This is a genomic window from Rhizobium chutanense, from assembly GCF_002531935.1.
Lineage (GTDB): Bacteria > Pseudomonadota > Alphaproteobacteria > Rhizobiales > Rhizobiaceae > Rhizobium > Rhizobium chutanense.
On the sequence record NZ_NWSV01000007.1, the window covers coordinates 141,033 to 164,438 of the forward strand.

Annotated in this window: 24 protein-coding genes and 1 tRNA gene; 12 read left to right on the top strand and 13 right to left on the bottom strand. The window is 60.9% G+C overall.

The features are described 5' to 3' along the window. Position 1 precedes the first annotated feature (1 nt). From CO666_RS13890 to CO666_RS13915, 6 genes are all read right to left on the bottom strand, one after another. On the bottom strand, positions 2 to 190 hold the full coding sequence (locus CO666_RS13890) for a hypothetical protein (protein ID WP_097612689.1): 189 nt from the start codon (positions 188 to 190) through the stop codon (positions 2 to 4). Between the two features lie 15 nt (positions 191 to 205). Beyond that, positions 206 to 2,296, bottom strand: a complete 2,091-nt coding sequence (locus tag CO666_RS13895) for a hypothetical protein (RefSeq protein ID WP_097612690.1) — start codon at positions 2,294 to 2,296, stop codon at positions 206 to 208. Continuing rightward, positions 2,289 to 3,368 carry a toxic anion resistance protein gene (locus tag CO666_RS13900; RefSeq protein ID WP_097612691.1) on the bottom strand — a complete coding sequence of 360 codons (1,080 nt, stop codon included), beginning with the start codon at positions 3,366 to 3,368 and terminating at the stop codon, positions 2,289 to 2,291. Before CO666_RS13900 ends, CO666_RS13895 begins: the two co-directional genes overlap by 8 nt. Then, the gene (locus CO666_RS13905; RefSeq protein ID WP_097612692.1) at positions 3,365 to 4,108 is read right to left on the bottom strand and encodes a hypothetical protein; all 744 of its coding nucleotides are present in this window, start codon (positions 4,106 to 4,108) and stop codon (positions 3,365 to 3,367) included. The genes CO666_RS13900 and CO666_RS13905 overlap by 4 nt, the downstream gene beginning before the upstream one ends. A gap of 313 nt (positions 4,109 to 4,421) precedes the next feature. Beyond that, positions 4,422 to 4,511 (bottom strand) — tRNA-Ser (locus CO666_RS13910). Positions 4,512 to 4,852: 341 nt separating this feature from the next. Further along, on the bottom strand, positions 4,853 to 5,824 hold the full coding sequence (locus CO666_RS13915; protein ID WP_245436787.1) for a LysR family transcriptional regulator: 972 nt from the start codon (positions 5,822 to 5,824) through the stop codon (positions 4,853 to 4,855). A gap of 96 nt (positions 5,825 to 5,920) precedes the next feature. On the opposite strand from CO666_RS13915, the gene CO666_RS13920 reads away from it, so the two are divergent. The 3 genes from CO666_RS13920 to rutC all read left to right on the top strand — a co-directional run bounded on the left by CO666_RS13920 (position 5,921) and on the right by rutC (position 8,161). Next, entirely contained in the window at positions 5,921 to 6,646 is a 726-nt protein-coding gene (locus tag CO666_RS13920) for a 3-keto-5-aminohexanoate cleavage protein (RefSeq protein WP_097612694.1), read from the top strand. A 73-nt stretch (positions 6,647 to 6,719) separates the two neighbouring features. After that, complete coding sequence (locus tag CO666_RS13925) at positions 6,720 to 7,709, top strand: quinone oxidoreductase family protein (RefSeq protein ID WP_097612810.1); 990 nt, start codon at positions 6,720 to 6,722, stop codon at positions 7,707 to 7,709. A gap of 44 nt (positions 7,710 to 7,753) precedes the next feature. Continuing rightward, positions 7,754 to 8,161, top strand: a complete 408-nt coding sequence (rutC, locus tag CO666_RS13930; RefSeq protein WP_097612695.1) for a pyrimidine utilization protein C — start codon at positions 7,754 to 7,756, stop codon at positions 8,159 to 8,161. Positions 8,162 to 8,427: 266 nt separating this feature from the next. Here the strand turns inward: rutC and CO666_RS13935 are convergent, their stop codons facing one another. Then, positions 8,428 to 9,558, bottom strand: coding sequence for a hypothetical protein (locus CO666_RS13935; RefSeq protein WP_097612696.1), 1,131 nt, complete (start codon positions 9,556 to 9,558; stop codon positions 8,428 to 8,430). On the opposite strand from CO666_RS13935, the gene CO666_RS34545 reads away from it, so the two are divergent. Together CO666_RS34545 and CO666_RS13945 are read left to right on the top strand one after the other, a co-directional pair. Continuing rightward, positions 9,557 to 10,201: a hypothetical protein gene (locus tag CO666_RS34545; protein WP_245436788.1), complete on the top strand. Its 645-nt coding sequence runs from the start codon at positions 9,557 to 9,559 to the stop codon at positions 10,199 to 10,201. The two genes, CO666_RS13935 and CO666_RS34545, sit on opposite strands and share 2 nt — an antisense overlap. A gap of 93 nt (positions 10,202 to 10,294) precedes the next feature. Then, positions 10,295 to 10,519 carry an alkylphosphonate utilization protein gene (locus CO666_RS13945; protein ID WP_010035073.1) on the top strand — a complete coding sequence of 75 codons (225 nt, stop codon included), beginning with the start codon at positions 10,295 to 10,297 and terminating at the stop codon, positions 10,517 to 10,519. A gap of 15 nt (positions 10,520 to 10,534) precedes the next feature. Here the strand turns inward: CO666_RS13945 and CO666_RS13950 are convergent, their stop codons facing one another. The 3 genes from CO666_RS13950 to CO666_RS13960 form a co-directional block, all read right to left on the bottom strand. Next, positions 10,535 to 11,353, bottom strand: coding sequence for a transglutaminase-like domain-containing protein (locus tag CO666_RS13950; protein ID WP_097612698.1), 819 nt, complete (start codon positions 11,351 to 11,353; stop codon positions 10,535 to 10,537). A 104-nt stretch (positions 11,354 to 11,457) separates the two neighbouring features. Beyond that, positions 11,458 to 12,330, bottom strand: a complete 873-nt coding sequence (locus tag CO666_RS13955) for a transglutaminase family protein (RefSeq protein WP_097612699.1) — start codon at positions 12,328 to 12,330, stop codon at positions 11,458 to 11,460. A 511-nt stretch (positions 12,331 to 12,841) separates the two neighbouring features. Further along, positions 12,842 to 12,997, bottom strand: a complete 156-nt coding sequence (locus CO666_RS13960) for an entericidin (RefSeq protein WP_097612811.1) — start codon at positions 12,995 to 12,997, stop codon at positions 12,842 to 12,844. A 564-nt stretch (positions 12,998 to 13,561) separates the two neighbouring features. Between CO666_RS13960 and CO666_RS13965 the strand changes: the two genes are divergently transcribed. Next, positions 13,562 to 13,816, top strand: coding sequence for a GlsB/YeaQ/YmgE family stress response membrane protein (locus CO666_RS13965; RefSeq protein ID WP_010067678.1), 255 nt, complete (start codon positions 13,562 to 13,564; stop codon positions 13,814 to 13,816). 100 nt (positions 13,817 to 13,916) lie between these two features. Here CO666_RS13965 and CO666_RS13970 read toward each other — a convergent pair whose 3' ends face one another. Beyond that, positions 13,917 to 14,198: a hypothetical protein gene (locus tag CO666_RS13970; RefSeq protein ID WP_097612812.1), complete on the bottom strand. Its 282-nt coding sequence runs from the start codon at positions 14,196 to 14,198 to the stop codon at positions 13,917 to 13,919. Positions 14,199 to 14,418: 220 nt separating this feature from the next. Between CO666_RS13970 and CO666_RS13975 the strand changes: the two genes are divergently transcribed. The 6 genes from CO666_RS13975 (at position 14,419) to CO666_RS14000 (ending at position 20,618) form a co-directional block, all read left to right on the top strand. After that, on the top strand, positions 14,419 to 16,311 hold the full coding sequence (locus CO666_RS13975; protein ID WP_097612700.1) for a peptidylprolyl isomerase: 1,893 nt from the start codon (positions 14,419 to 14,421) through the stop codon (positions 16,309 to 16,311). A gap of 8 nt (positions 16,312 to 16,319) precedes the next feature. Continuing rightward, positions 16,320 to 17,336, top strand: coding sequence for an anthranilate phosphoribosyltransferase (trpD, locus tag CO666_RS13980; RefSeq protein WP_097612701.1), 1,017 nt, complete (start codon positions 16,320 to 16,322; stop codon positions 17,334 to 17,336). A gap of 9 nt (positions 17,337 to 17,345) precedes the next feature. Beyond that, the gene (trpC, locus tag CO666_RS13985; RefSeq protein ID WP_097612702.1) at positions 17,346 to 18,158 is read left to right on the top strand and encodes an indole-3-glycerol phosphate synthase TrpC; all 813 of its coding nucleotides are present in this window, start codon (positions 17,346 to 17,348) and stop codon (positions 18,156 to 18,158) included. Position 18,159: 1 nt separating this feature from the next. Then, positions 18,160 to 18,657: a cyclic pyranopterin monophosphate synthase MoaC gene (moaC, locus tag CO666_RS13990; protein ID WP_097612703.1), complete on the top strand. Its 498-nt coding sequence runs from the start codon at positions 18,160 to 18,162 to the stop codon at positions 18,655 to 18,657. Then, positions 18,654 to 19,877: a molybdopterin molybdotransferase MoeA gene (locus tag CO666_RS13995; protein ID WP_097612704.1), complete on the top strand. Its 1,224-nt coding sequence runs from the start codon at positions 18,654 to 18,656 to the stop codon at positions 19,875 to 19,877. Before moaC ends, CO666_RS13995 begins: the two co-directional genes overlap by 4 nt. Before the next feature lie 282 nt (positions 19,878 to 20,159). Beyond that, positions 20,160 to 20,618 (top strand): hypothetical protein, encoded by a 459-nt coding sequence (locus CO666_RS14000; protein WP_245436789.1) that lies wholly within the window; start codon positions 20,160 to 20,162, stop codon positions 20,616 to 20,618. Positions 20,619 to 20,719: 101 nt separating this feature from the next. Here CO666_RS14000 and CO666_RS14005 read toward each other — a convergent pair whose 3' ends face one another. Together CO666_RS14005 and CO666_RS14010 are read right to left on the bottom strand one after the other, a co-directional pair. After that, positions 20,720 to 21,385 carry a class I SAM-dependent methyltransferase gene (locus CO666_RS14005; RefSeq protein ID WP_097612705.1) on the bottom strand — a complete coding sequence of 222 codons (666 nt, stop codon included), beginning with the start codon at positions 21,383 to 21,385 and terminating at the stop codon, positions 20,720 to 20,722. 44 nt (positions 21,386 to 21,429) lie between these two features. Then, positions 21,430 to 23,385, bottom strand: coding sequence for a DEAD/DEAH box helicase (locus CO666_RS14010; protein WP_097612706.1), 1,956 nt, complete (start codon positions 23,383 to 23,385; stop codon positions 21,430 to 21,432). Positions 23,386 to 23,406 lie beyond the last annotated feature (21 nt).

Consider the following 23,406-nt stretch of genomic DNA (forward strand, 5'->3'; position numbering starts at 1 on the left):
TTCAGCCTCCCTGGGACACATGCGTGACGATGTCATAGGTTTTTCGCGAGTGGCCAGAACTGATAATCTTTCCATCGACCTCCGACTTGGCAGCTTCTGTAAAATATTCGGGTGCAGAGTCCTTGTCCTCAACCCTGATGTGTTCGAAGTTCATCTTTCCTTCGAGGTTTGCGATTGCCTGTGAAGTCATGAGGCGTTCTTGGCTCTACAGCTGGTATCGGACGCGCTCTTCAATGAGGGCTTCGATACGATTGCGCCGTGCAACGGCAATTGCGATCAAAGGTGTGACGAGAACTGCCAGCGCCAAGCTCGCAACCGAAAGCGTCAGCAGCCAGCGTCCCAACTGCCGCACCAGGGACGCAAGATCGGCAGGGAGCCAATCGATCTCGCGGGGAGCATGGCCATTGGCGGAAACCCAATCCCGGATGATCGCCATGCGCTCGCGGTGAACGTCAGGATGTAAATCCTTCACATCCTCGATCCTGCTGAGGAAATCAGAGGCCTCGGCCACCTCACCCTCAAGATAGGCAATCTGTGCAAGCGTATAAGCCGCAAGCGAAGGATCGATATCCGGTTTCCCGACAGAGGAAGGGGTATTCTTTTCCGCAGCGATCGACCCGCGAAGATTGAGAGCCAAGCCCTGGAATCCGTTGGTGTCTGGCTGCGGAATATTTCCAGCCGCGACGGTTGATCCATCGGCTGCTAGTTTCAACTTTGAACGCAGAAGCTGCGAGAATTGCTGGGGTAACGCCTCATGGCGCGCGTGCTGTGCAACCTGAACATTTTGCAGAGCCAGGCATGCCAAGAAAGCCAGCGCGGTAAAAACGCCCAGATATCCTGATCGGCGTGTCGCCAGAACAATCGCGACGATGCAGACCGGATATTTGAGCCAGGTGAGCAAGAGCGACCAGCCAGTCCAGTCCCGCACGCCGACGATGACAGTAACGCCATCCTGCTGCGCATAATCGGCCGTATTTCCCGCAAGCGCCACAAAATGGAAAGCCGTGTTTTTTCCTGCAGCGGGCAGCCAAACCCAATAGGCGGCCAGAGCTGAAAGCGAGGCGCATGCCAGGAGACTGAGGGATGTTAGAAGATAGATGCGTGCGCGCGAGGCTATTGCATCAATCGCACGCTCGCCATTTGCAATCGAAGGCGATTGAACCGACTTTTTGGCAATGCTGGTGCCAAACAATCTCCCTGCATTCTTCAATGCATCCGGCAGCCTGGCCCGGCGATGCCCCAACTCGCGCTCAATCGAGGAAACCCTTCGGCTCCGGCGGGCTACCCACCAGCTGAACCCGTTCGCCAGAGGCGCCGCAATTCCAAACAGCAGGCCTGCCAACAGCAACAGAAATGCCTTCTGCGATTGGGCGGCATTGTCGACGATGAACTTTTCGCGAGCCTCCGGACCGAATCCGCCGGATGCGAGCGTAAAGTTCCGTATCGCCTGAAAGCGGGCGCGGTCGAAATTATTCTGGGGGACGTCGCTTGCCTCCAACCTATCAAGTGCAGCCGCAGCAGCGGCGGCATCGCCGCGGAGGGCCGCCACTTGCGCCAGGAAGTAAGGGGCGATTTTCGCATCGGTGCCCACATCGGTGTTTGCTTGGTCGATGTTGGAAGGGAGTTCGGAAAGGCGGATCACCCTGTATTTGGCATAGGTCTCCCGGACGCCGACATGCCTGGAGAGGTCGAAAATCAGTGCGAAAATAAGAGGGCTGGCCAAGACGCCGACGGCAACAAAGGCAATGATCCCACGGCGGGAAAGCGGCGCGTGGAAAGCCACGGCAATGAATGCGAACAGTGCGAGCGCATAAGGGCTGAAGTACAGGGATTGACCGAACAATCCCCATGGTATCAGAAAAAATGCAGCGGTCAGGCCAGCGAAAAACCAATGCCTTTTGATGATGGTGAAAACGGTCGCAAGCGCCAGGATGGCAGATATCATTTGCGCCGGCTGGGCGAACGGTATCGAGCCGATGGGAACTGAAGAAACCGCTGGCTTGACGTTCGCTAGTCCCAGTGCATTGGTGAAGGCATCGAGCACGTAGATCGAGCCATCCAGCATCCGCAGATCACTCGGATCAGATGGTCGCATGCACGCTGCTGCAAAGAGCAGCATGAAGGCGACGAAAGCAAATCCCTGGGCAACAAACGACAGCAGACCGGATCGACGCTCCAATCCGGCATGCTGGTCGTCAATTATGTGGTCGGTGGGTTTTCCCGTCCCGGAGCCGGAGGCAAGTGGAGACGAGGTTGCGCCGAGCACCCGCCTCCCAAAAGCCGAAGCGTCAGCCACGGGTGGCCCCGGCCGCCTTGACGCCGGACAGCATCTCGCCGCGAAGGCGTTCCAGCTCGCCAATCGCCTGACGACGATCCGTTGCGCCCTTCTCATGGACATCGCGAACGTCGGTCAGCGTGAGCAGGATCTTGTCATGGACGTGCTGAAGCGTTTCGACATCGACGACAAGACGCTGGTTGGATTTCGCCGTCGCCACCGAATTCTGGTGCAGAAGTTCGGCATTCCTGCGCATGATGGCGTTCGTCGCATCGTCGATCGTGTCGGCCAACGCGACGGCGCTTTTCTGTTCGTCCAGGGTCAGGGCCAACATGAAGGCGCGTTTCCACGCCGGCAACGTCAACTGGCGGATCGTCTGGAACTTGTCGACGAGCGCGAGATTGTTTGCCTGGATGATGCGAACCATCGGCAGGGTCTGCATCGCCGCATGCTGAAGCACCCGCATATCGTCCGCGCGCTTCGAAAGCTGCTGACGGTTTGCTTCGAGGACCGCGAGATACTCGCTCGAGGCAAGGTCACCGGATGCGTTACTGTGGCGGCCGATTTCGGCTTCCATGTCATGAAGCCGCAGTTCGATGGCTTCGACATGCTTGCCGAGCGCAGAATACTCGGTGCGAACGCCCTCGTACATGAGCTGATAGTCATGGTTTCGCCGCGACAGCGTCTGAGCCGTCGTCTCGATCTGCGCAACAAGCTTGTCGACCTGACCTTTGACGGTATCGAATCGAGCGATGGCGCGTTCCTTCGATCGCGCAAGCCGCTTCAAAAAGCCACCGATGACCGGAATTCGGCCTGCCGAATTGTCGAGTGACGACAGATTGAACTGTTGCGCCGCGAGCACGATCTCGTTCAGCTGAGCCCCGGTGTCGTCGAGGTCTGTCGCGCGCGCCGTTCGAAGAATCTCGTCGGCATATTGCGATGAGCGCTCGGCGACTTCCTGGCCGAACAGCTGGATGGAGAGGGCCGACGACAACTCGATGGTGGCTGCCAGACGCGCGACCTCAGGATCGACTTGGCGTTCGCCGGCGACCGCAGTTGATATGTCTTGCAGTGGCAATGCTGCGTTAATCATTCTTGTCCAACCTTCTTCAGGAAGCCTATGAGATTGCGGTGCGCATCAAGAAACGCGGTTACGACGGAGCTGCGAGCGGTGATTGCTTCGCCATGAATGATCGCCAGCGCGTTTCGCTGCCAAAGAGGCAACAACAGCGTTTCGATGTCGGTAAATCGGTCGAGCAAGGAAGCAAGCACACTTGCAGACAGTTCGATCTGCTGGATCGTCAGCGTATTGGCTGCTTCCATCGCCATAATGTTGTAGAGACGTCGCTCGAACCGGGCGACGAGCGACAGATCGGAGCCGTCCGACTGGGAAACAAGCAGCTTGGCATCGGATATCACGCGGGCAAGACGCCTCTGTTCGTCGAGGAGCTCTAACCGGGTTTTGTCGAAGACGCCCCGTATGCGTGTCCCGGCCTGGGCCGCCCGGCTCAGCTGCCGGAACAGATCGGCGACCCTGTGGCTGGCAAGTTCGAACTCCAGGCGGGCCTCGACGTCTGCTCCGGTGAAGCGGCCGATCAGGCCCTGCTTTCGCAACATCTTCTGGAGGTCGACCTCCTCCAGCATTACGATCAGTTCGTTCGCCGAGCTGCGGATGTCGCGCGCCGGAGCTGAGCTCAGGAGGTTGCCATCTATCCTCGGCGAGCGAGCCGCCATGTCAAGGACGGCAACCGCGTCGTCATCGATCACCGCAGCTGGAGTAGGCTGTTCCGCGTTGTCCGGACTGGAATAAGAATGATGGGTGTCGAGGGCCATAGCAATATTATGCTCAAAGAATGCAAATCTCTCAAAAAGACAATCTCGGCGGGAATATTGAAAATAAAATGAATCTGGTTGTGCGCCTTTTACCCGCACTGGAAAATGTTTTGCCTTTGCGCTCGGCGAGCGGATACGCGAGGTTGACGACGCTTGTAAGCCTTGGTTTCGAAGGAAATCAGGTCAGATCAGGCGCCGTATTCTTCTCGTCAACGCAAAGGACCACGCGAGAGACTCACCGAGTGCTTTAGAGAAGCCCAACCTTCTTGATGGTTGAAGCTCGTGCAGAACAGCAATTTTCGGAAACGACATATGGCGGAAGAGGTGGGATTCGAACCCACGGTACGGTTTCCCGCACGCCGGTTTTCAAGACCGGTTCCTTAAACCACTCGGACACTCTTCCATCTGCTTGAAAGGGTCAAGAAATCAACGTTCTGTTGATTTCTGTGAACCGGCCATTGCTGCCGATTGGCTACCCAATCACTCGATGGCTGGCTTTTTAGCAGCTTTGTTCCCAGCGTCAACTTGCTCTGCAGCATTTGCCGGTATCTCCATTGTGACATGCCGGTAGGTTCGAGCGTGACCCGATCTTTAGCGCTCTTCAGCCCGCGCGGGCCGATGTCAGATTGACGTTACGTCGTTGCCACGAGATCACGTGGTCGTCCTCTGGTCGGCGTCGCGAAGACTTTCAGAGATGGCCCTGCAACCTTTGCAACGTTGACGTCGCTCCGAATTGAGCTTGGTTCAACCTTCCAGGTGAGTGGCATTCTCAGTCAAGATTTTCATCAGACATCCCTTCACAAACTGGACCCTTGGCGTCTTAGCAGCCTGATCCTGCACGAGAAGCCACAGATCCAGCGCAAGTCTGGGAATATCCTCCAGCACGGGCACCAGCCCGGTTCGGTTCGCGGCAAAACACGGCAGAACCGCGATGCCGAGACCGCTTTCGACGGCGGTCTGCTGGGCGGTGAACGAGCTCAGCCGCATGGCCGGCTGCAGGTCGGGGAAAAGCTCGTCCAGCCACACGGACATCGAGAGGTAGCGCAGTTCCTCGCTCCAACCGATCATCCGGTGAGATTGCAGATCCCCGGCGGTCGACGGCTGGCCATGGATCTCCAGATAATCCCGATTGGCATAAAGGCCGAACGCGACTTTACCGACGCTGCGCATTCGGTAGCTGCCGCGCTCGGGCGGCACGATCCGAAGGACGATATCGGATTGCTGGCTGGCGAGCTGTACGGGCCGGACGCTGGAGCGGATGTCGAGCTGGATGCCGGGATGGTCCTGCAGGAAGCCGGCCAGATTGGGCAGCAGGATCTGCTGGCCGAGCAGTTCGGGCGCGTCGATGCGGACGGTGCCCGAGAGCGTGTCGCTGCTGTCCTTGGCCGATCGTTCGAAAGCCTTCAAGGACGTCTCGGCCTGTTCGGCCGGCATCTGCAGCTTCATCCCGGCCTCGGTCAGCTCATATCCGTCGAAATGATGCCGAAACAACGACAGTCCCAACGCCTGTTCGAGGGCGGTGATCCGGCGCGAGACCGTTGAGGTACTCACGCCCAATCGGCGTGACGCCGCGCTGAGCGATCTCGACTCGGCGACGGCGAGAAAGAATTTCAGGTCATTCCAGTCCATTCGTCTTTCCATTTTTGGAACGATGGTTGCCCAAATCGGCAATCGCCTACTGCCCCTGATTTGATATGATCGGGGCTGCAACGGCAAGGGAAATAACCGCCCCGGCTGGACTTCAAAGTCATAGAGTTTCCAAATTTGGTATGCCGATTTTCAAGCGGCCCAACAGGCGTGAGGCTTGTCACTATGATCGTTCAAGCTTGTATCAACGGCGCGCGCTCGAGCGATTTTCACCCGCGCCTTCCCCTGGCGATCGATGCCATGGTGCGCGATGCCACCGCTTCGGTCGCCGCCGGCGCGGCGGAATTGCACATTCATCCGCGTGCAGCGAATGGCAAGGAGAGCCTTGCCGCCGTCGACGACACCGTCGCTGCGATCCGCCGCGTCTGCCCGGGAACGCTCATCGGTGTGTCCACCGGTGCCTGGATCGAAGACGAACGGGAGAAAACGCGGGAAGCCATCCGCCGCTGGCGCGTCCTGCCGGACTATGCCTCGGTGAACCTGTCGGAAGACGATGCGCCCGGTCTCATGCAACTGCTGCGGCAGAAGGGCGTAGGGATCGAAGCCGGGCTGGCATCGGTTGCCGATGCGCAACGCTATATCGGCCTCGAAGACCATGATCGGGTCTTTCGCGTCCTCATCGAGCTCGATCACGAACAGGATCTGCAGCGCGCGCGTGATATCGCCGACGGCATCATCGAAGTGCTCGAGCGCAGCCGCGGCCATCGGCCGATCCTGCTGCACGGTTTCGACCGGACCGTCTGGCCCTTCGTCAGATTGGCGCGCGAGCGGCGCTATTCCACTCGCATCGGCCTTGAAGACGGCAAGCATCTCCCGGACGGAACGATTGCGCGGGACAATGCCGCGTTGGTCACCGCCGCCGTCGCGATCCTCAGCAGCCAATCGCCCTGACCCGATGGCGACTTTTTTTCTCCGTCGTCGGGTCAGCCTGATCCGGTCGACCTATCGTTCCCACGAGGCAACCATGACAATTGCAATAGACGCTTTCCGCTTTTCAGAATTCGGCGCACCTGATGTCCTGCGTCGGGAAACCATCGAACTCACCGCGCCGGCTGCCGGCGAAATCCAGATCAAACACCTGGCCATCGGCGTCAACTATATCGACGTCTACCATCGCAAGGGCGTCTTTGCGGCACCGCTTTCCTTGCCGAGCGGCCTCGGCGTCGAAGGAGTCGGTATCGTCACCGCTCTTGGCGATGGCGCCGGCAATATTAAAATCGGCGACCGCGTCGCCTATGTCGGCGGTCCGCCGAACGGCTATTCCACGCATCGAAACCTGCCCGCCGCACGCGCTTTGCCGGTGCCGGAGGCCCTGGACAGCGAAACCGTCGCCGCCCTGGTTTTCAAGGGGCTGACGGTCGAATACCTGATCCATCGCTGCGTGCCGGTGAGCAAAGGCGACACCGTCCTCTTCCACGCCGCGGCAGGCGGCGTCGGCTCGATCGCCACCCAATGGCTGAAGCATCTCGGCGCCACAGTGATCGGCACCGTCGGCTCGCAGGAAAAGGCCGAGATCGCCCGGGCAAACGGCTGCGACCACACGATTATCTATAGCAGGGAGGATTTCAAAGCCCGGGTTGCCGAGATCACCGGCGGCAAGGGCGTGAGCGTCGTTTACGACTCCGTCGGCGCCGACACCTTTGCCGGGTCGCTGGAGTGCCTCAGCCCGCGCGGCACGCTGGTCAGCTTCGGGGAAGCCTCCGGCCCTGTCGCGCCTTTGAATGTGGCATCGCTCGGCGCCAGGGGTTCGCTGTTCGTCACCCGCCCGTCCATCGCGCACTACACGGCCGATCGCGGCGAGTATGAGGCGGCCGCCAGGAATCTTTTTGCCGCCATCGAGGCCGGTATCGTCAAGGCGCCGAACCTGTCGAAGTACAAGCTCAGCGATGCGGTCAAGGCGCATGAAGATATGGAAGCCCGCCGCACGCGCGGTTCGATCATCCTCATTCCCTGACGCCCTGCCCCGATCGCGATCTCGCTATATCAAAGGAGAAGCCGATGCCGAAAACCATCGTGGCCCCCGAGGGAATCGGCGCGCCGATCGCGCCCTACTCGCCCGGCGTGCTTGCCGATGGCGTGCTCTATATCTCAGGGACGTTAGCCCTCGATGCGAACAACCACGTCATGTATCCGGGCGATGCCGGCGCTCAGACCCGCCATGTGCTGGAGACCATCAAGCTGGTGATCGAAACCGCCGGCGGCACGATGGAAGATGTGGCGATGAATCATATCTTCATCAGCGACTGGGCGAATTACCAGGCCGTCAACAAGGCCTATGCGGAATATTTCCCCGGTGACAAACCCGCGCGCTACTGCCTCCAATGCGGCCTTGTGAAGCCGGATGCGCTGGTCGAAATCGCGACCGTCGCTCATATAGGAAGACGGGCGGGAGATTGCGGCTCGTGAGAGCCCTCAGGAGAAGTGCCGGTATATCAGGACGCCGACAGACCCCCAGAAGATAAGCGGCGTAAATATCATTCCCGCAACGAAAATCTTTGTCACCGCAAACTCCGCAATTTCAGTCATGCCGCAAACCTATTGCAACGACGTGGGTTTGCCATGGGCATAAAGTCCGGGACAGATCGGGCCTTGGTCTGAGTTTTGCAGCAATTCCAAAATGCGACAGTGCCATCCGCATGGAGGCGATTATTGCCTATTCTGCGTGAGAACGGCTAACCGAGAGCGGCCAGCCGCTCGATGAAGCGCTCCTTCTGAGCATGGCGTTCGCGGATCGAATGCAGGCGGCGGGTGAAATCGGCCTTGCCGCCATTTTCTTCGGCAATTGTCTTGAGGTCGGCGAGGAGGCTGGCGGCCGCGTTATAGCCGGGCGCGTTGCGTCGCGCGATCTCGGTCTCGACCTCGCGCCAGACGGCATCGCCCCGTTGTATGATCGCGTTGAGCCGTGCGCGGCGGGCGTTAGCCTCTTTCTCCTCCTGCCGCTTTCTTTCTGCCGCGAGCCGCTCCTCCTCCTCGCGTTTGCGGATACCGCGAATCGCGCCGGCACGGGCCTGCAATTCCCCAGCCGTATGCGTGGCGGCTGCTGAATTCGCGCTCGGAAGGCTCCGGGCGCTTTTCCGCAACTCGCTTGCCACATACGGATCGCCCTCGATCAGACGGACCAGCATTTCCGTCTTCTCGCTATCGGGCAAGGCGGCGACGAACCGCCGGATGGCATCTGACGCCATGGGGCTGCTCAATACCGTCTCGGCCGGGCGTTCGGCGGCAGCCGCAACGAGGTCGGCATCGAGACCGAAGAAATGCGCGAAGGCTTCAAGCTCATCGGTCATCGGACCTATCCCGGGCAGCGGCGCCACCTCCTCCGGCCCGAGTGTTTCCGCTTGGACCGCCATCAGCCACAGCAGATAGAAGAGCCTGAGATCACCGCCGAGCACAGCGGCGCGCAACGGTGTCAGCGCCGCAAGCCAACCCGATCCGTCGTCACTGTAATCCTCTGGTTCCTGATCCTCGCATACAATGTCGAGGATCAGGTTTTCGCCCGAGGGCGTGAGTTCGACACCATCGACCTCGCGGAGAAATCCGTCGAACTGTTGCAGGTCGACAAGCCGCTTGGGAAAACGGATCATCAGGCGCCGCGTCCCCCAGTTCGCGAGATAAAGGTGCAGGTCGAACCAGCGTTCCATGAGGTCGGCCGGGTTACCCTTGAGGTCGCCCCAATCGTAGGAGTTGGTGAAGCTTGTGGACGTGATCCGCGCCCGTGTCGATAAATCCCGAAGGGATTGGCGATCTGCCTCGCTGAGGGGGCGGTCGATCGTTTGGAATTCGTAATATTGATATTCGCTCATGGCCGTGGTGATCGAGATTTCATCGTGGACGAAGGCGGTTCCAGTCTGCGATCCCGCTTTGATCAGACCGGATGCAGCACGCCGAGAACTTCGAGGATTCGCAGCGTCTCGGCAAGCATCCGGTTTCTCGCTCCACGATGTCCTAATCCTTGTTGCTTGCGCGTCATATCCTCAGCCCATATCGTTGCGGCCCAACCGGACCTCATCAACGAGGCTGGACAAAAAGGCAAACCGGCGGAAAGAGGACCTGACAATGAAATTGGGCTGGCAACCAAGGAAATGGCTCGAGAAAAAGATCAAACGAGGCGTCCACAGCTACCCCGCCGGTACGATTGCCTACTATGGACCCGACAACAGCCGCGCCACGAAGGTTGCCGTCGCCATCATCCCGGCACGGGATTCGGAGCCGGCCGATTTGCGCCGGTGGTTTGCTGAAAGCGGCGATCTCAGGAGGGATGAGGCGGTGATTGCCGAGATCGCCGCCTTCCTGCGCGAGAATGACGTCAAGTCGGTGACAGCGACGGACGGAATCTTCGGATGCCCTCACGAGGAGGGAATCGATTATCCGCTTGGCGAAGCCTGCCCGGAGTGCTCGTATTGGAAGGGACGAAACCGTTGGACCGGCAAGCTTGAGGCAAGTTGAATTGCGACGGTCCCGACCGATCTCCCCGTTCGTCATGGTTGACTAAGCCGTCTCGCCATGATTTCCCGTCCGGGATTATCGAATGAGGACATCATGGCCGACGACATCATCGTAAAGGACAGCAACGGAAGCCAGCTTCACGACGGCGATTCCGTAACCCTGATCAAGGACCTCAAGGTCAAGGGAACCTCGGAGACGCTGAAGCGTGGAACGCTGGTGAAGGGCATTCGCCTGACCGACAATCCCGGTGAGATCGAGTGCAACACCAAGCAGGTCAAAGGCCTGGTGCTGAAAACCGAGTTTTTGAAGAAGGCGTAGGGCCACCCCGCTCCATTAATCGCCCTCCTGCGGCACTTCCTCGGTAATCACTTCGAAACGGGCGAGTGTTGCCGGGCCGAACGCCGTCGACATCGCGACATCGGTGGCGTCGCGGCCGGTCGCCATCAATATTCTGCCGATGCGCGGCGTGTTATGGCGGGCATCGACCGTATGCCAGTGGCCACCGAGAAAGACCTCGAACCAAGCGCTGAAATCCATCGGATTGGGATCGATCGGAACGCCGATATCGCCGAGGTAACCGGTGCAATATCGCGCCGGGATATTCATGCATCGGCAAAGCGCGATGGCGAGATGGGCAAAGTCGCGGCAGACGCCTGATTTGTCGATGAAGCCGCCATGCGCGGTCCTGAGCAGGTCGGCCTTCAGGTAGTCGAAGGTGATGTGGTCATGGACGAAATCGCAGATCGCCTGAACGCGCGCCCAGCCGAGCGGCGTCGACGAGAAGGTTGCCCAGGCGAAATCGGCAAGCCTGTCGGTGTCGCAATAGCGGCTGCCGAGCAGGAAGACGAGCACCTCGTCCGGCAGGTCGTTGATCGCGTGCTGGACGGCATCCTCAGGAATGACGTCGGGTTGCCCGCTGTCGTAGATCTCGAACTCCGTGGAGATCGTCGTGACTCCCGCCGGGGCGACGATACGGCTGCAGGCATTGCCGAAACCATCGGTATATTCCCAGGCCTCGATCGCCCGGTCGAAGGTCACGACCTGCTCGCTGAGAAGATCGGCGCGGCGGGAAGGATGAATGTTGAGAACGAGCAGCATCGGTGTCGGCTGTATGCATTCATAGCCCAGATGAAACCCGGCGCGTATCTTCATTGTGGCTTCCTCGCGTCCCGCACAGATGCGTGACTATGCAACGTCGATGGCGCTGCCCGGTTCCCGCGAGCTGCGGCTGCGGCCAAACTGGGGATAATCCAGGCTCACCTCGTGGTGACGTTGACCTGCACCGTCATGCTGTCGAAATCCGCTCCATCCCCGTCATAACTGCCGCTCAGCGGTACGGCCTGGCGCGGATCGCGGGCGACCGCGACACGAATGAGATCGCGATTGCCGACGATCCCATTGGTCGGATCGAACTCCGCCCAGCCGGCGCCCGGAAGATAAATCTGGCACCATGCATGGGTGGACCCGCCGCCGAGCACGGTCGAGCCGTCCCGGTCGGGAACATAGACATAGCCCGTGACAAAGCGCGCCGCGAGGCCGAGCACGCGTGCCGCCTCCATCATCAGAAGCGCAAAATCCCGGCAGGTGCCGGAGCGAAGCTGCAAAGTCTGCAGCGGCGTCTGGGTTCCGTGCTCCATCCGGCGCTGATAGACGAAGCTCTCCCGAATGGCGTAACACATGGTCATCAGCAGATGCCCGGTCTCCGTCGGACGTCCCCGGCGCAAGAACTGGCGCGCCCAGCGTCCGACCTCGTCGTTGGGGTCGGGATAGTGGCGTTGCATCGCCGGCGTCAGATCGGCAATCTCGTCCTTGTCGTAGGAGAAGGGATAGATGAGCGCTTGGTCGTCGACCTTGAGATCCAGGGCGACCTGCGGCGTATGATCGAGCGTGATCCAGGTTTCGAACCGAAGCTCGGAGGACGGCTTCGAAATATCGACGAGCGCCACGCAATTGCCGAAAACATCGTGGATCCAGCGCACATGGCTTTCCTCAGGATAGGTCGTCAACGACACGTCGATCAGCCGCTGGTCGAAACTGTCGCGCGGCCGGAACATCAACCGATGCTCGCCGAAATCGACCTCCCTGACGTAGCGATAGGAGGTAATGTGGCGGACGGAGAAAATCGTCATCGGCCGCCGTCCGATAATCTGTCCACTGTCCTTCTCCAAGGCGGCGGCGCCACCTCTCCTATGCGAAAGCGCCCTGCTCGCTTCCCCGCTCATCCCGATTTCTTGTCATATAAGCACATTCGAAAGATTGCTATTGTGCGTCAACCGATCGACGGCAGAGCCGTCCAACCTAAGAGGATAACATGCATATCATCTGGGACGTTCTGACACTTCTGCTGACAATCGGCTCGCTCTATGGCGGTCGCGAATACCGGATTATTCGCGCCCGTGCCCGCGCTCAGAACTGGGGCAATTTCTGATCTTTCGATAGGCTGGTCGCATGGCCTCGCTGCCGGAAGGGCGCCGGTCGCGGATACGTCGAATGACGTAAAGCCATGCGCTTCAGCAAGTGCTTTATTAGCCGAGACGGCGTCAACCCGTCCATTCTCCTGTTATTCCAAGCCCGCCTCACCCCAGGCGGGCTTCTTTTCGCGGCAATTCTTCTGTCGCGCGTATCTTCCTGGCGCCTGCCTCACTTCTTGGCGCCGGCCGAAAGCACCCGATGCGTGGCATTGTCCATCGCGTGGCTCGCCTCCTGTCCATCCTTCTTCAGCCCGTATGCGGTATTGCCGCAGCCGGACAGGAGGAGCAGGCAGATACCGGCGATGGCGATTGCAGCTTTTGACATCAAGTGTTCCCCCGGATCGAAATGGCTTCCGGATAAAATGATGCGCTTCGCGCCAAAATCAATCCGCATGAATCGCATGGGCGACGGATTAATCCGCTGAAAGATGCCGCGAACGACTGAAGTGTAGTCACCCCAAGGCAGTACCTGCCATCGCGCTTTCGGGCGCTGCTTTTCAAAACATTCTCAGATCATCTCTCATGACGTGCGCCAATTACTCCAGTATTTATTCTTCCGTATTGTAAAGGAACACATGTATCATTTTGATATTTTAAGTTTTACTCAAATTGGATGCTTAACTATTTATTAGTAATAACCTTGCGCCGCGGCCGCTTGAGTTTATTCTTTTCTCAAAGGGGAGAGAGAAGAATGTTTAACAAAAGCCTGATCATGCCTTTCGGCTTTGCGATGCTCGCCATATCGGGCCTTCTGTTCCAGCTGGTTGTGTATGCGCTGGAAACGCCGGTCACCCATTTGCAGCCGTAAGCCGCTTTAAATTCTGCCGGGAGTGGAATTTCCTTCCGTTTCATGCATTCTTCGAGTCGGTTTACCAGGAGGGAGCTAACCATGGAAAACGCAGGTGTAGGTTGGATTGCAGCCATCATTATCGGCGGCATCGCCGGATGGCTGGCGGAAAAGGTCATGAGCAGCAACATGGGCTTGCTCATGAATATATTGCTCGGCATCGTCGGCGCCATTGTCGCCAACTGGATCCTGGGTCTGTTGCACATCCAGCCGCTTGCCGGTTGGCTGGGTTACCTGATCACCGGTTTCGTCGGTGCCTGCATCCTGATTTTCGTCGGCCGCCTCATCCGCCGCTGACCCCGGTCGCGACAGCTGACCCGGTCGCGATAGCTCGCCATCGAAACACCAAAAGCCGGGCAATCATGGCGCCCGGCTTTTCATTGTCCAGAAGTCTTTTTCAGCGACGGCTCAGCAGCCCGAAAACATAGGCGATGCCTGCCGTCACCGCCAGCGCCATGAGCGGTTCTTCGCGAACCTTGTCACGCAGCTGTTCCGTCATCAGCGATGCCTCGTCTGTTACCGCCGACTTTGCCCCCTGCCCGAGCGCGACCACGCTTTCCGTCAGCCGGGCGAGGTCGTTGCGAAGGGCTGCGACCTGGGCCGACAGGTCGTCTGCCGCCATATCGGCCTTGACGCGCGCAGCGGTGGATTCGGCGGAAGCGGATTTCAATTCTGCCATGGTCTGCTCCTGTTTCATGGGATGCCGCTTCAACGAAATGGCGGCCCGAAAGGTTCCGCCGCAACCGATCTTTTGTTCGCCGTAAAGCCGCCTCGGCCGAGCGGCAGGCTTGTGCAGCTTTTCGCGCGACAAACCCTTCATTTCCTGTCGGGTTTGTTTTAAGGAACGTCGAATGTCCGCCCGCGCGCGGGCTCAATGATACTGCGAGGTTTGCGTTTCTATGTTCCATATCCTGAGAAGAGCCGCTCAGACCTGGGTCGCCAAGCTGCTGATGCTTCTGCTGGTCGCGTCCTTCGGCATCTGGGGCGTCTCCCGGTCGCTGATAACGGGCGGCAACAGCACCACGGTCGTGACCGTCGGCGATCAGCATGTGGACGTCAACGAATTCCACCTCGCCTATCAGCGCCAGGTGGCAAGCCTCAGCCAGCAGTTCGGCATGCGTCTCACCCCGGAACAGGCCCGCGCCTTCGGCGTCGAACAGCAGGTGCTCGCCCAGCTCGTCGCCGGCGCCTCGCTCGATCAGCTCGCCGAAGACATGAACCTCGGCCTCTCCGAGGATCGCCTCGCCCAGCTGATCGCCGACGATCCGGCTTTCAAGGCGGTCAACGGCAAGTTCGACCGTGAACTCTTCATCTCGCGCCTGCGCAATGCCAATATCCGCCAGGACGATTACATCAAGGAGCGCAGCAAGGTCGCCGTCCGCAGCCAGGTCGTCGACGCCATTTCGAATGGTTTCACCGCCCCGAAGACGCTGGTCGATGCCCTGAAGCTCTATGGCGATGAAAGCCGCAGCATCGACTATCTGCTGCTCACGAACGCCAATATCGAGCCGATCAAGGCGCCCGCCGACGACGTGCTGGCGACCTGGTTCGACGGCGTCAAGCAGCGCTACCAGGCGCCTGAATACCGCAAGCTCGTCTATCTCAAGCTGCAGCCCGCCGATATCGCCGACGCTGCGACCGTCACCGACGACCAGATCCATGAAGCCTTCGACAAGAGCAAGGATACGTATCGCACGCCGGAAAGCCGCACCATCGAACAGCTGACCTTTGCCAGCAAGGATCTTGCCGCCGCCGCCGAAACGGCGCTGAAGGGCGGCACCAGCTTCGACCAGCTGGTCTCCGACCAGGGCAAGACGGCAAGCGACGTGCTGCTCGGCGAATTCACCAAGGACAAGGTTCCCGACCAGGCCGTTGCCGATGCCGCCTTCGCAGTTTCGAAGGATGGCGGCACGACGCCTGTCGTCGAAGGCTCCTTCGGCTCCGTCATCCTGCGCATCACCAACATCAAGCCGGAAACGGTGAAGAATTTCGACGAGGTGAAGGAAGACATCCGCAAGCAGCTGGCGCTGTCAAACGCCTCTCAGGAAGTGATCAACGTGCATGATCGTATCGAGGATCTGCGTGCCGGGGGGGCGACGCTCGAGGATATCGCCGGCCAGCTGAAGCTCACCGCCGTAGCCGTCGACGCCGTCGACATGACCGGCGCAGACAAGGACGGCAAAGAGGTCAAGGATATCCCGGCCAAGCAGCAGCTGCTCGGCGAAGCCTTCAAGACCGAAGTTGGTGTCGATGCGCCGCCTCTGCCGATCGGCAATGACGGTTATGTCTGGTTCAATGTCCGCGAGATCACGCCGACCCGCGAGCGCCCGGTCACCGAGGTGCACGAAAAGGCGGTCGAGGACTGGACGGCGGAACAGCAGAAAGCCGAACTCGCCAAGAAGGCCGACGAATTGAAGGCTGAGGCAGCCAAGGGCAAGGCGCTTGCCGATATCGCGACGCCGCTCGGCATCGCCGTCGAAAGCAAGAGCGGCGTCACCCGCTCCACCGATGATCCGGTGCTCGGCCGCGCCGGCGTCACCGCCGCCTTCTCCGGGCCGATCGATACGGTCGCGAGCGCTGTCGGCGCCGATCCCTCGACGCAGATCCTGATGAAGGTCACCGAGGTCAACAGCCAGCCGACCAGCGACGCGCTGAACAACCGCGACGCCCAGATCACCGCCATGGCCAACGCCGCCGGCGATGATATTCTCGATCAGATGGTCAACCTGCTGCAGACGCAGTACGGCGCTCAGATCAACCAGACGCTCGCCGAACAGGCAACGACCCGCTAGGAGGCTTTATGACCGATCTGAAGCCGTTTCTGGCCAAGGCCGCAAGCCGCGAGCCGCTGACGCGTGACGAGGCTCGCGCTGCCTTCGACATCCTGATGTCGGGCCAGGCGACACCCTCGCAGATCGGCGGCTTCCTGATGGCGCTGCGCGTGCGCGGCGAAACCGTCAACGAGATAGTCGGTGCCGTCACCGCGATGCGCTCCAAGATGCTGACCGTCGATGCGCCGGCCGATGCGATCGACATCGTCGGCACCGGCGGCGATGCCAGCGGCACCTACAATATCTCGACGCTGGCGGCGCTGATCGTCGCCGGCGCCGGCGTTCCCGTCGCCAAGCACGGCAACCGGGCGCTGAGTTCGAAATCGGGCGCGGCGGACAATCTGGCCGCTCTTGGGGTCAAGCTCGATGTCGGTCCCGAAATCATCTCCCGCTGCATCGCTGACGCCGGCGTCGGCTTCATGTTCGCGCAGATGCATCACTCGGCCATGCGCCATGTCGGCCCGTCCAGGGTCGAACTCGGCACGCGCACCATCTTCAATCTGCTCGGCCCGCTTTCCAATCCGGCCGGTGTCCGCCGCCAGCTACTCGGCGTCTTCTCGCCGCAATGGCTGGTGCCGCTTGCCGAAGTCATGCGCGATCTCGGCTCCGAATGCGTCTGGGTGGTCCATGGCGACGGTCTCGACGAAATCACCACCACCGGCATTACCAAAGTCGCCGCCCTCGAAGACGGCAAGATCCGCACTTTCGAATTGTCGCCGGCCGATTTCGGTGTCAGCCCCTGCGTGCTCGCCGACATCAAGGGCGGTGATGGCGTCGCCAATGCCGCAGCGCTTCGCGAGGTGCTCAGCGGCGCAAAGAATGCGTATCGCGATGTCTCGCTCGCCAACGCCGCCGCCTCGCTGGTCATCGCAGGCAAGGCGGAGACGATCCGCGACGGCATGACGCTGGCCGCGCAGTCGCTGGATAGCGGCGCAACCGCGCTCGCCCTCGACAAACTCATCGCCGTTTCCAACGATATCGACTAGGATTGGCCGATGACCGATATCCTGAAGAAGATCGAACTCTATAAGCGCGAGGAAATCGCCGCCGCCAAGGCTGCCGTGTCGCTTGCCGACCTCAAGGCGATGCAGGCCGGCCAGTCCGCCCCGCGCGGATTTCACAAGGCCCTCGTTGCCAAGCGTGATGCCGGCCATTTCGGCCTGATCGCCGAGATCAAGAAGGCGAGCCCGTCCAAGGGGCTGATCCGTCCGGATTTCGATCCGCCGGCGCTGGCCAAGGCCTATGAAGCCGGCGGCGCGGCATGCCTGTCGGTCCTGACCGACACGCCGAGTTTCCAGGGCGCGCCGGAATTCCTGACGGCGGCGCGGGCCGCCTGCGCCCTGCCCGCCCTGCGCAAGGACTTCATGTTCGAGACCTATCAGGTCCATGAGGCGCGCGCCTGGGGCGCCGACTGCATTCTGCTGATCATGGCGTCGCTGAGCGATGACGACGCAGAGCGGCTGCAGGACGAAGCTTTCTCGCTCGGCATGGACGTGCTGGTCGAGGTTCACGACGCACCGGAGATGGAGCGCGCGCTGAAGCTTTCGTCGCCGCTTATCGGCATCAACAACCGCAATCTGCGCACCTTCGAGGTCAGCCTGACGGTCAGCGAGGCGCTGGCTGCGATGATTCCGGCAGACCGGCTGCTCGTCGGCGAAAGCGGCATCTTCACCCATGCCGATTGCCAGCGCCTGCAGGCCGTCGAGATCAATACCTTCCTTGTCGGCGAGAGCCTGATGCGCAAGGACGATGTGGCCGCCGCCACCCGCGCGCTGCTCTTCGGCGAAGCCGCCATCGCGGCCGAATGATATGAGCGGCGCAAAGCCAGGGCTCACCCATATCGATGCCTCCGGTGAGGCGCATATGGTCGATGTTTCCGACAAGGCCGAGACGGTGCGCATCGCCACGGCCGAAGGCCATGTGAAGATGGCGCCGCAAACGCTGGCCCTCATCCGCCAAGGCAATGCCAAGAAGGGCGATGTCATCGGCACCGCGCGCCTTGCCGGCATCATGGCGGCAAAACGCACCGCCGATCTCATCCCGCTCTGCCATCCGCTGATGTTGACGAAAGTCACGGTCGAGATCGAGGAGGATGCCGCCCTGCCCGGCCTGCGCGTCACGGCGACCGCCAAGCTGACCGGCAAGACCGGTGTGGAGATGGAGGCGCTGACCGCCGTCTCGGTGACTTGCCTGACGATCTACGACATGGCCAAGGCGGCCGATAAGGCAATGGAGATCGGCGGCATCCGGCTGCTTGAAAAGTCCGGCGGTAAATCCGGCGATTTCCGTCATCCGGAGGCAAAATGAACCTTCTCTCGGTCGCCGAGGCCCTGAACCGCTTGCTGTCTCGCGCCAAGCCGGTCGCGGCATCCCAAACGCTGCCGCTTGCCGAGGCCGAGGGCCGAGTTCTCGCCGTCGATCTCACGGCCGGCCTCACCCAGCCGCCCTTCAATGCCTCCGCCATGGATGGCTATGCATTACGCCGTGAAGACGCACCGGAGCCGGGCGCCGTGTTGAAGGTCATCGGCACGTCTGCCGCCGGCCACGGCTTCGAGGCAAACGTCGGCAAGGGAGAGGCCGTCCGCATCTTCACCGGCGCGCCGGTTCCGCCAGGCGCCGATAGCGTTCTGCTGCAGGAGGATGCGGAGAAGATCGAAGGCGGCATCCGAACCAATTTCCCGGTGCGACAGGGCCAGCATGTGCGTCCCCGCGGCCAGGATTTCGTCGAAGGCGAAGTTGTGCTGCCTGCCGGCACGGTGATAGATTTCTCGCGGTTGACGGTCGCCGCCGGCATGAATCGGCCCGACGTCGAGATTCTCAAGCGTCCGCTGATCGCCATTCTCGCAACCGGCGACGAGCTGCTGCCGCCCGGAAGCACGCCCGGCCCGTCACAGATCATCGCCTCCAATACGTTCGGTATTGCAGCCCTTGCCCGCAAAGCCGGCGCCGATGTGCTCGATCTCGGCATTGTGCCGGACGACAAGGTTAAAATCACCGCGGCGATCGACACGGCGCGCGACGCCAAAGTCGATGTCATCGTCACACTCGGCGGCGCGTCGGTCGGCGACCATGATCTGGTGCAGGCGACTTTGATCGAGGCCGGCATGCAGCTCGATTTCTGGCGCATCGCCATGCGCCCGGGCAAACCGCTGATGGTCGGCAGCTTCGGCGAGACGCATGTGCTCGGCCTGCCTGGCAATCCGGTCTCGAGCCTCGTCTGTTCGCTGCTCTTCCTGGAACCGTTGATCCGCAAACTCGCCTCCCTGCCGCCGGTGCAACGCGAGACAATGGTGGAGGCGGCCGTCACACTGCGCGCCAATGATCACCGGCAGGACTATATTAGGGCCAGGCTTTCGAAATCCACCGTCGGCAACTGGCTGGCCGAGCCCTTCGGCAAGCAGGATTCCTCGATGATGAAGATCTTCGCGCAAGCCGACTGCCTCATCATCCGCCCGCCACACGCGGGGGAATTGCCGGCCGGGGCGCCCTGCCCGGTCATGCTGCTGCGGCCGGACCTTCTGGCGTGAAATTACAGTTGCAATGTATTTCGACTTCTAAGCGATTTTTACCGGCTCCTCCCCGCCGACAACGCGCAGGAACCTGGTTTGTAGCTAATGCCAATGTTATCTCGCTGCATGATATCGGCTGTCGTCCTCCTCGCGGCCTCTTCGTCCGCCGTTGCGGCGGCAGAAAGAAGCCCCGCATTGAAGCCTCCTGCTAACACCAACGCTCCCTGGGCGATTGAGTGGCTAAGCCCCGATTTGAAAGATGCAGCGACGCCAAGAACTCTAGTACTTTGCTCGGATCGTATGGACGAGCAGCTCAGACGATATCGGTCGCTGATTGAAAAACTCAGTGTGCTGAAAGGCTATACGATCCTGGATGGAAGCAAGCCTCAGACGCACAAGCAAGAAGCCGGATCGATCGGCTACGTCATCTTCGCGCATCGGGGCAACGAGGACCTCGCCGTAAACAGTTGCGTTGCGAACTATCCTGAAGTTCGTGCATTTGTCGCCGATTTCATAGAAAAGGAGCTATCGTCTCAACAAAATAGCGTTCAAGACCTGATACGACTTGGAATCTTGCCGAAGGGAGCACTGCCGCGTCAATGCTTTGGAAAAACCTATTACCCGGCAGAGGGGACAAAGACGTGGCTGGCTGACGTCGGCATCGACGGTTCCTCCGACAATAGATGTCTTGACGAGTTCCTTCCATTCACCTTCGGCATCAATCCCAATTACTGTAGTTCATCCGCTGTTTGCCGCTGATGCAGAAAATGAAGGCCAGACCGCAGGCATCGACCACGCAGTCATTGTCTACGGGCAGATGAGGTAATGCGAGCATGTAGGCAAAATGTTGATCTTGCTTTTCAACCGTTGCCCGAGAGCGAGAAGATGCCCGCCTGCACAGCCTTGCTCTCCCTGCCTGCCCCGAAATCAGCAACCGCATGGGTGGCGATTCGGCTGAGCTCCCCTTGCGGAAGATAGGCGCGCTCGGGATCGCCGATCAGCACCTCGATGCCGTTTGCCTGGCACCGCCGCAGGAGGGCCATCACCCGCACGGCAAGGGCGGGATCGTAGAACAGGTCGCCGACTAAGAGAACATCCGTCTCCGGCGGCGGCGCCTCGATGATATCGGCGGCGACAGCAAAGATATTCACGCCGTTGATCACCGCATTGAGGGCGATCGCGGCAATCGCATTGGCATCGATATCGACCGCGGTCACCTTGGCCGCTCCGGCCTTTGCCGCCGCGATGGCGACGAGCCCGGAGCCGGCGCCGAGATCGAGGACACGGCGGCCGGCAACGATTTCCGGCCGATCGAACAGATGACGGGCAAGCACGGCGCCGCCGGCCCAGGGATAGGCCCAGTACGGCGGCGGATCGGTCTCTCCGCGGCCTGCAAGCCGCCAGAGCCCGCTCGCCGGCCCCGCGGTATGGAGTTGGATCTCGGGGACAGAGGGGACCGCTGAGATCGGCAGATTGGCCCTGATGAACACGGCGGGATCCGGACGCGGCGTGCCGAGGCGTTTCATTGTCGTCTGGTCCTGCCGGTCACGAAATCATGCGGCGATCGAAATCAGCCGGGCTTCTTTTTCGAGAATTTACCTTTCGGCCCAGCGCCGCCTTTGCCCTCGTGCTTGCCGCCCTCGAATTTCGGCTTGTCATATCTAGGCTTGTCGGATTTCTGGCCATCGAAACCGGGCTTGCCCGGCTTTTTGCTCCAGGGCTTGCTATCCCGTCTTTCCCCGGCGTTATTGTCGGCTGCCGCGTATCCGCCGCCCGAGCCTTTGCCGAACTTGTTATTGGGCCGCTCGCCACGGGAGGAGTCATCCGATCGGTCGTCACGCGACGGCTTGCCGGCATAAGGCTTTGGCGACGGCGCCCGGCTGAAATCCGGCGTGCCGGAAAGTCGGGTCACGCGGATGCCGCGTTCCAGCGTCTTGTTCGGCCCGAGGGCTTCCTGGAAACCATCGGCGTTTGCCGCGGCGATCTCCACGAAGGTTTCCTCAGGCTGCATCTTGATGGCGCCGATCTCGCGCTTCGTCACATTGCCGTTGCGGCAGAGCATCGGGATCAGCCAGCGCGGCTCGGCATTCTGCTTGCGTCCGACCGAGACGGAGAACCAGACGCTGGCGCCGAAATCCTCGCGCGGACCCTTCTGCGCCGGCGCGTAAGATTCGGCATTGTCGCGGCGCTTGCGGCTGCGGTCGTCTTGCACGGTGACCTCGATCAGATCCTCCGGCGCCGAATGATTGGTGCGATAAAGGCGCAGGAAGGCGGCGGCCAGCTTTTCCGCGCCGTGGCTGGAAAGCAGCTGCTGCACCAGTCCCTGTTCTTCTTCTTGCGGCGCTTCGCTGAAGATCGGATCGGCGAGCAGCCGCTCATCGTCGCGCTCGTTGACCTCCTCGGCCGAAGGCGGCCGCGCCCAGGCGGCCGAAATACCGGCATTCTCCAGCAGCCGCTCGGCCTTGCGCCGCGCGTTCAGCGGCACGATCATGGCGCTGATGCCCTTGCGTCCGGCCCGGCCGGTGCGGCCGCTGCGGTGCAGCAGCGTTTCCGGATTGGTCGGCAGGTCGGCATGGATCACGAGATCGAGGCCCGGCAGATCGATGCCGCGGGCGGCGACGTCGGTCGCGATGCAGACGCGGGCGCGCCCGTCGCGCATGGCCTGCAGCGCATGGCTGCGTTCGTTCTGTGTCAGTTCGCCGGAAAGCGCCACGACGGCGAAATTGCGGTTGTTAAACCGCGCGGTCAGATGATTGACGGCGGCACGCGTCGAGCAGAAGACGATGGCGTTGGTCGCCTCATAATAACGCAGCACGTTGATGATCGCGTTTTCGCGGTCGCTCGGAGCCACCATCAGCGCGCGATATTCGATATCGACATGCTGCTTCTCTTCGGCCTGCGTGCTGATGCGCACGGCATCGCGCTGGTAGCTCTTGGCAAGCTTGGCGATCGCCGCCGGAACGGTGGCCGAAAACATCAGCGTGCGGCGCTCGTCCGGCGCCGAATCGAGAATGAATTCGAGATCCTCGCGAAAGCCGAGATCGAGCATCTCGTCGGCCTCGTCGAGCACGGCCGCCTTCAGTTCCGACATGTCGAGCGCCCTGCGGCGAATATGGTCGCAGAGCCGGCCGGGCGTGCCGACGACGATATGGGCGCCGCGTTCGAGCGAGCGGCGCTCGCTGCGGATGTCCATGCCGCCGACACAGCTTGATATCACCGCGCCGGTCATCTCGTAGAGCCATTCGAGTTCGCGCTTTACCTGCAGGGCAAGTTCACGCGTCGGGGCGATGACGAGGGCGAGTGGGGCGCCGGCATTGCCGAAGCGTTCCCTGCCCTCAAGCAGCGTCGGCGCCAGCGCCAGCCCGAAGGCGACGGTCTTGCCGGAACCGGTCTGGGCCGAGACCAGCGCGTCGGACGCGGCAAGCGCCGGATCGAGCATCGATTTCTGCACCGGGGTGAGTTCGGCATAACCGCGCTTCTGCAACGCCTTGGCGATCGCCGGAACGACGCCGTTGAATTCTGTCATGAGTTCGATCTTTCGGAGCTG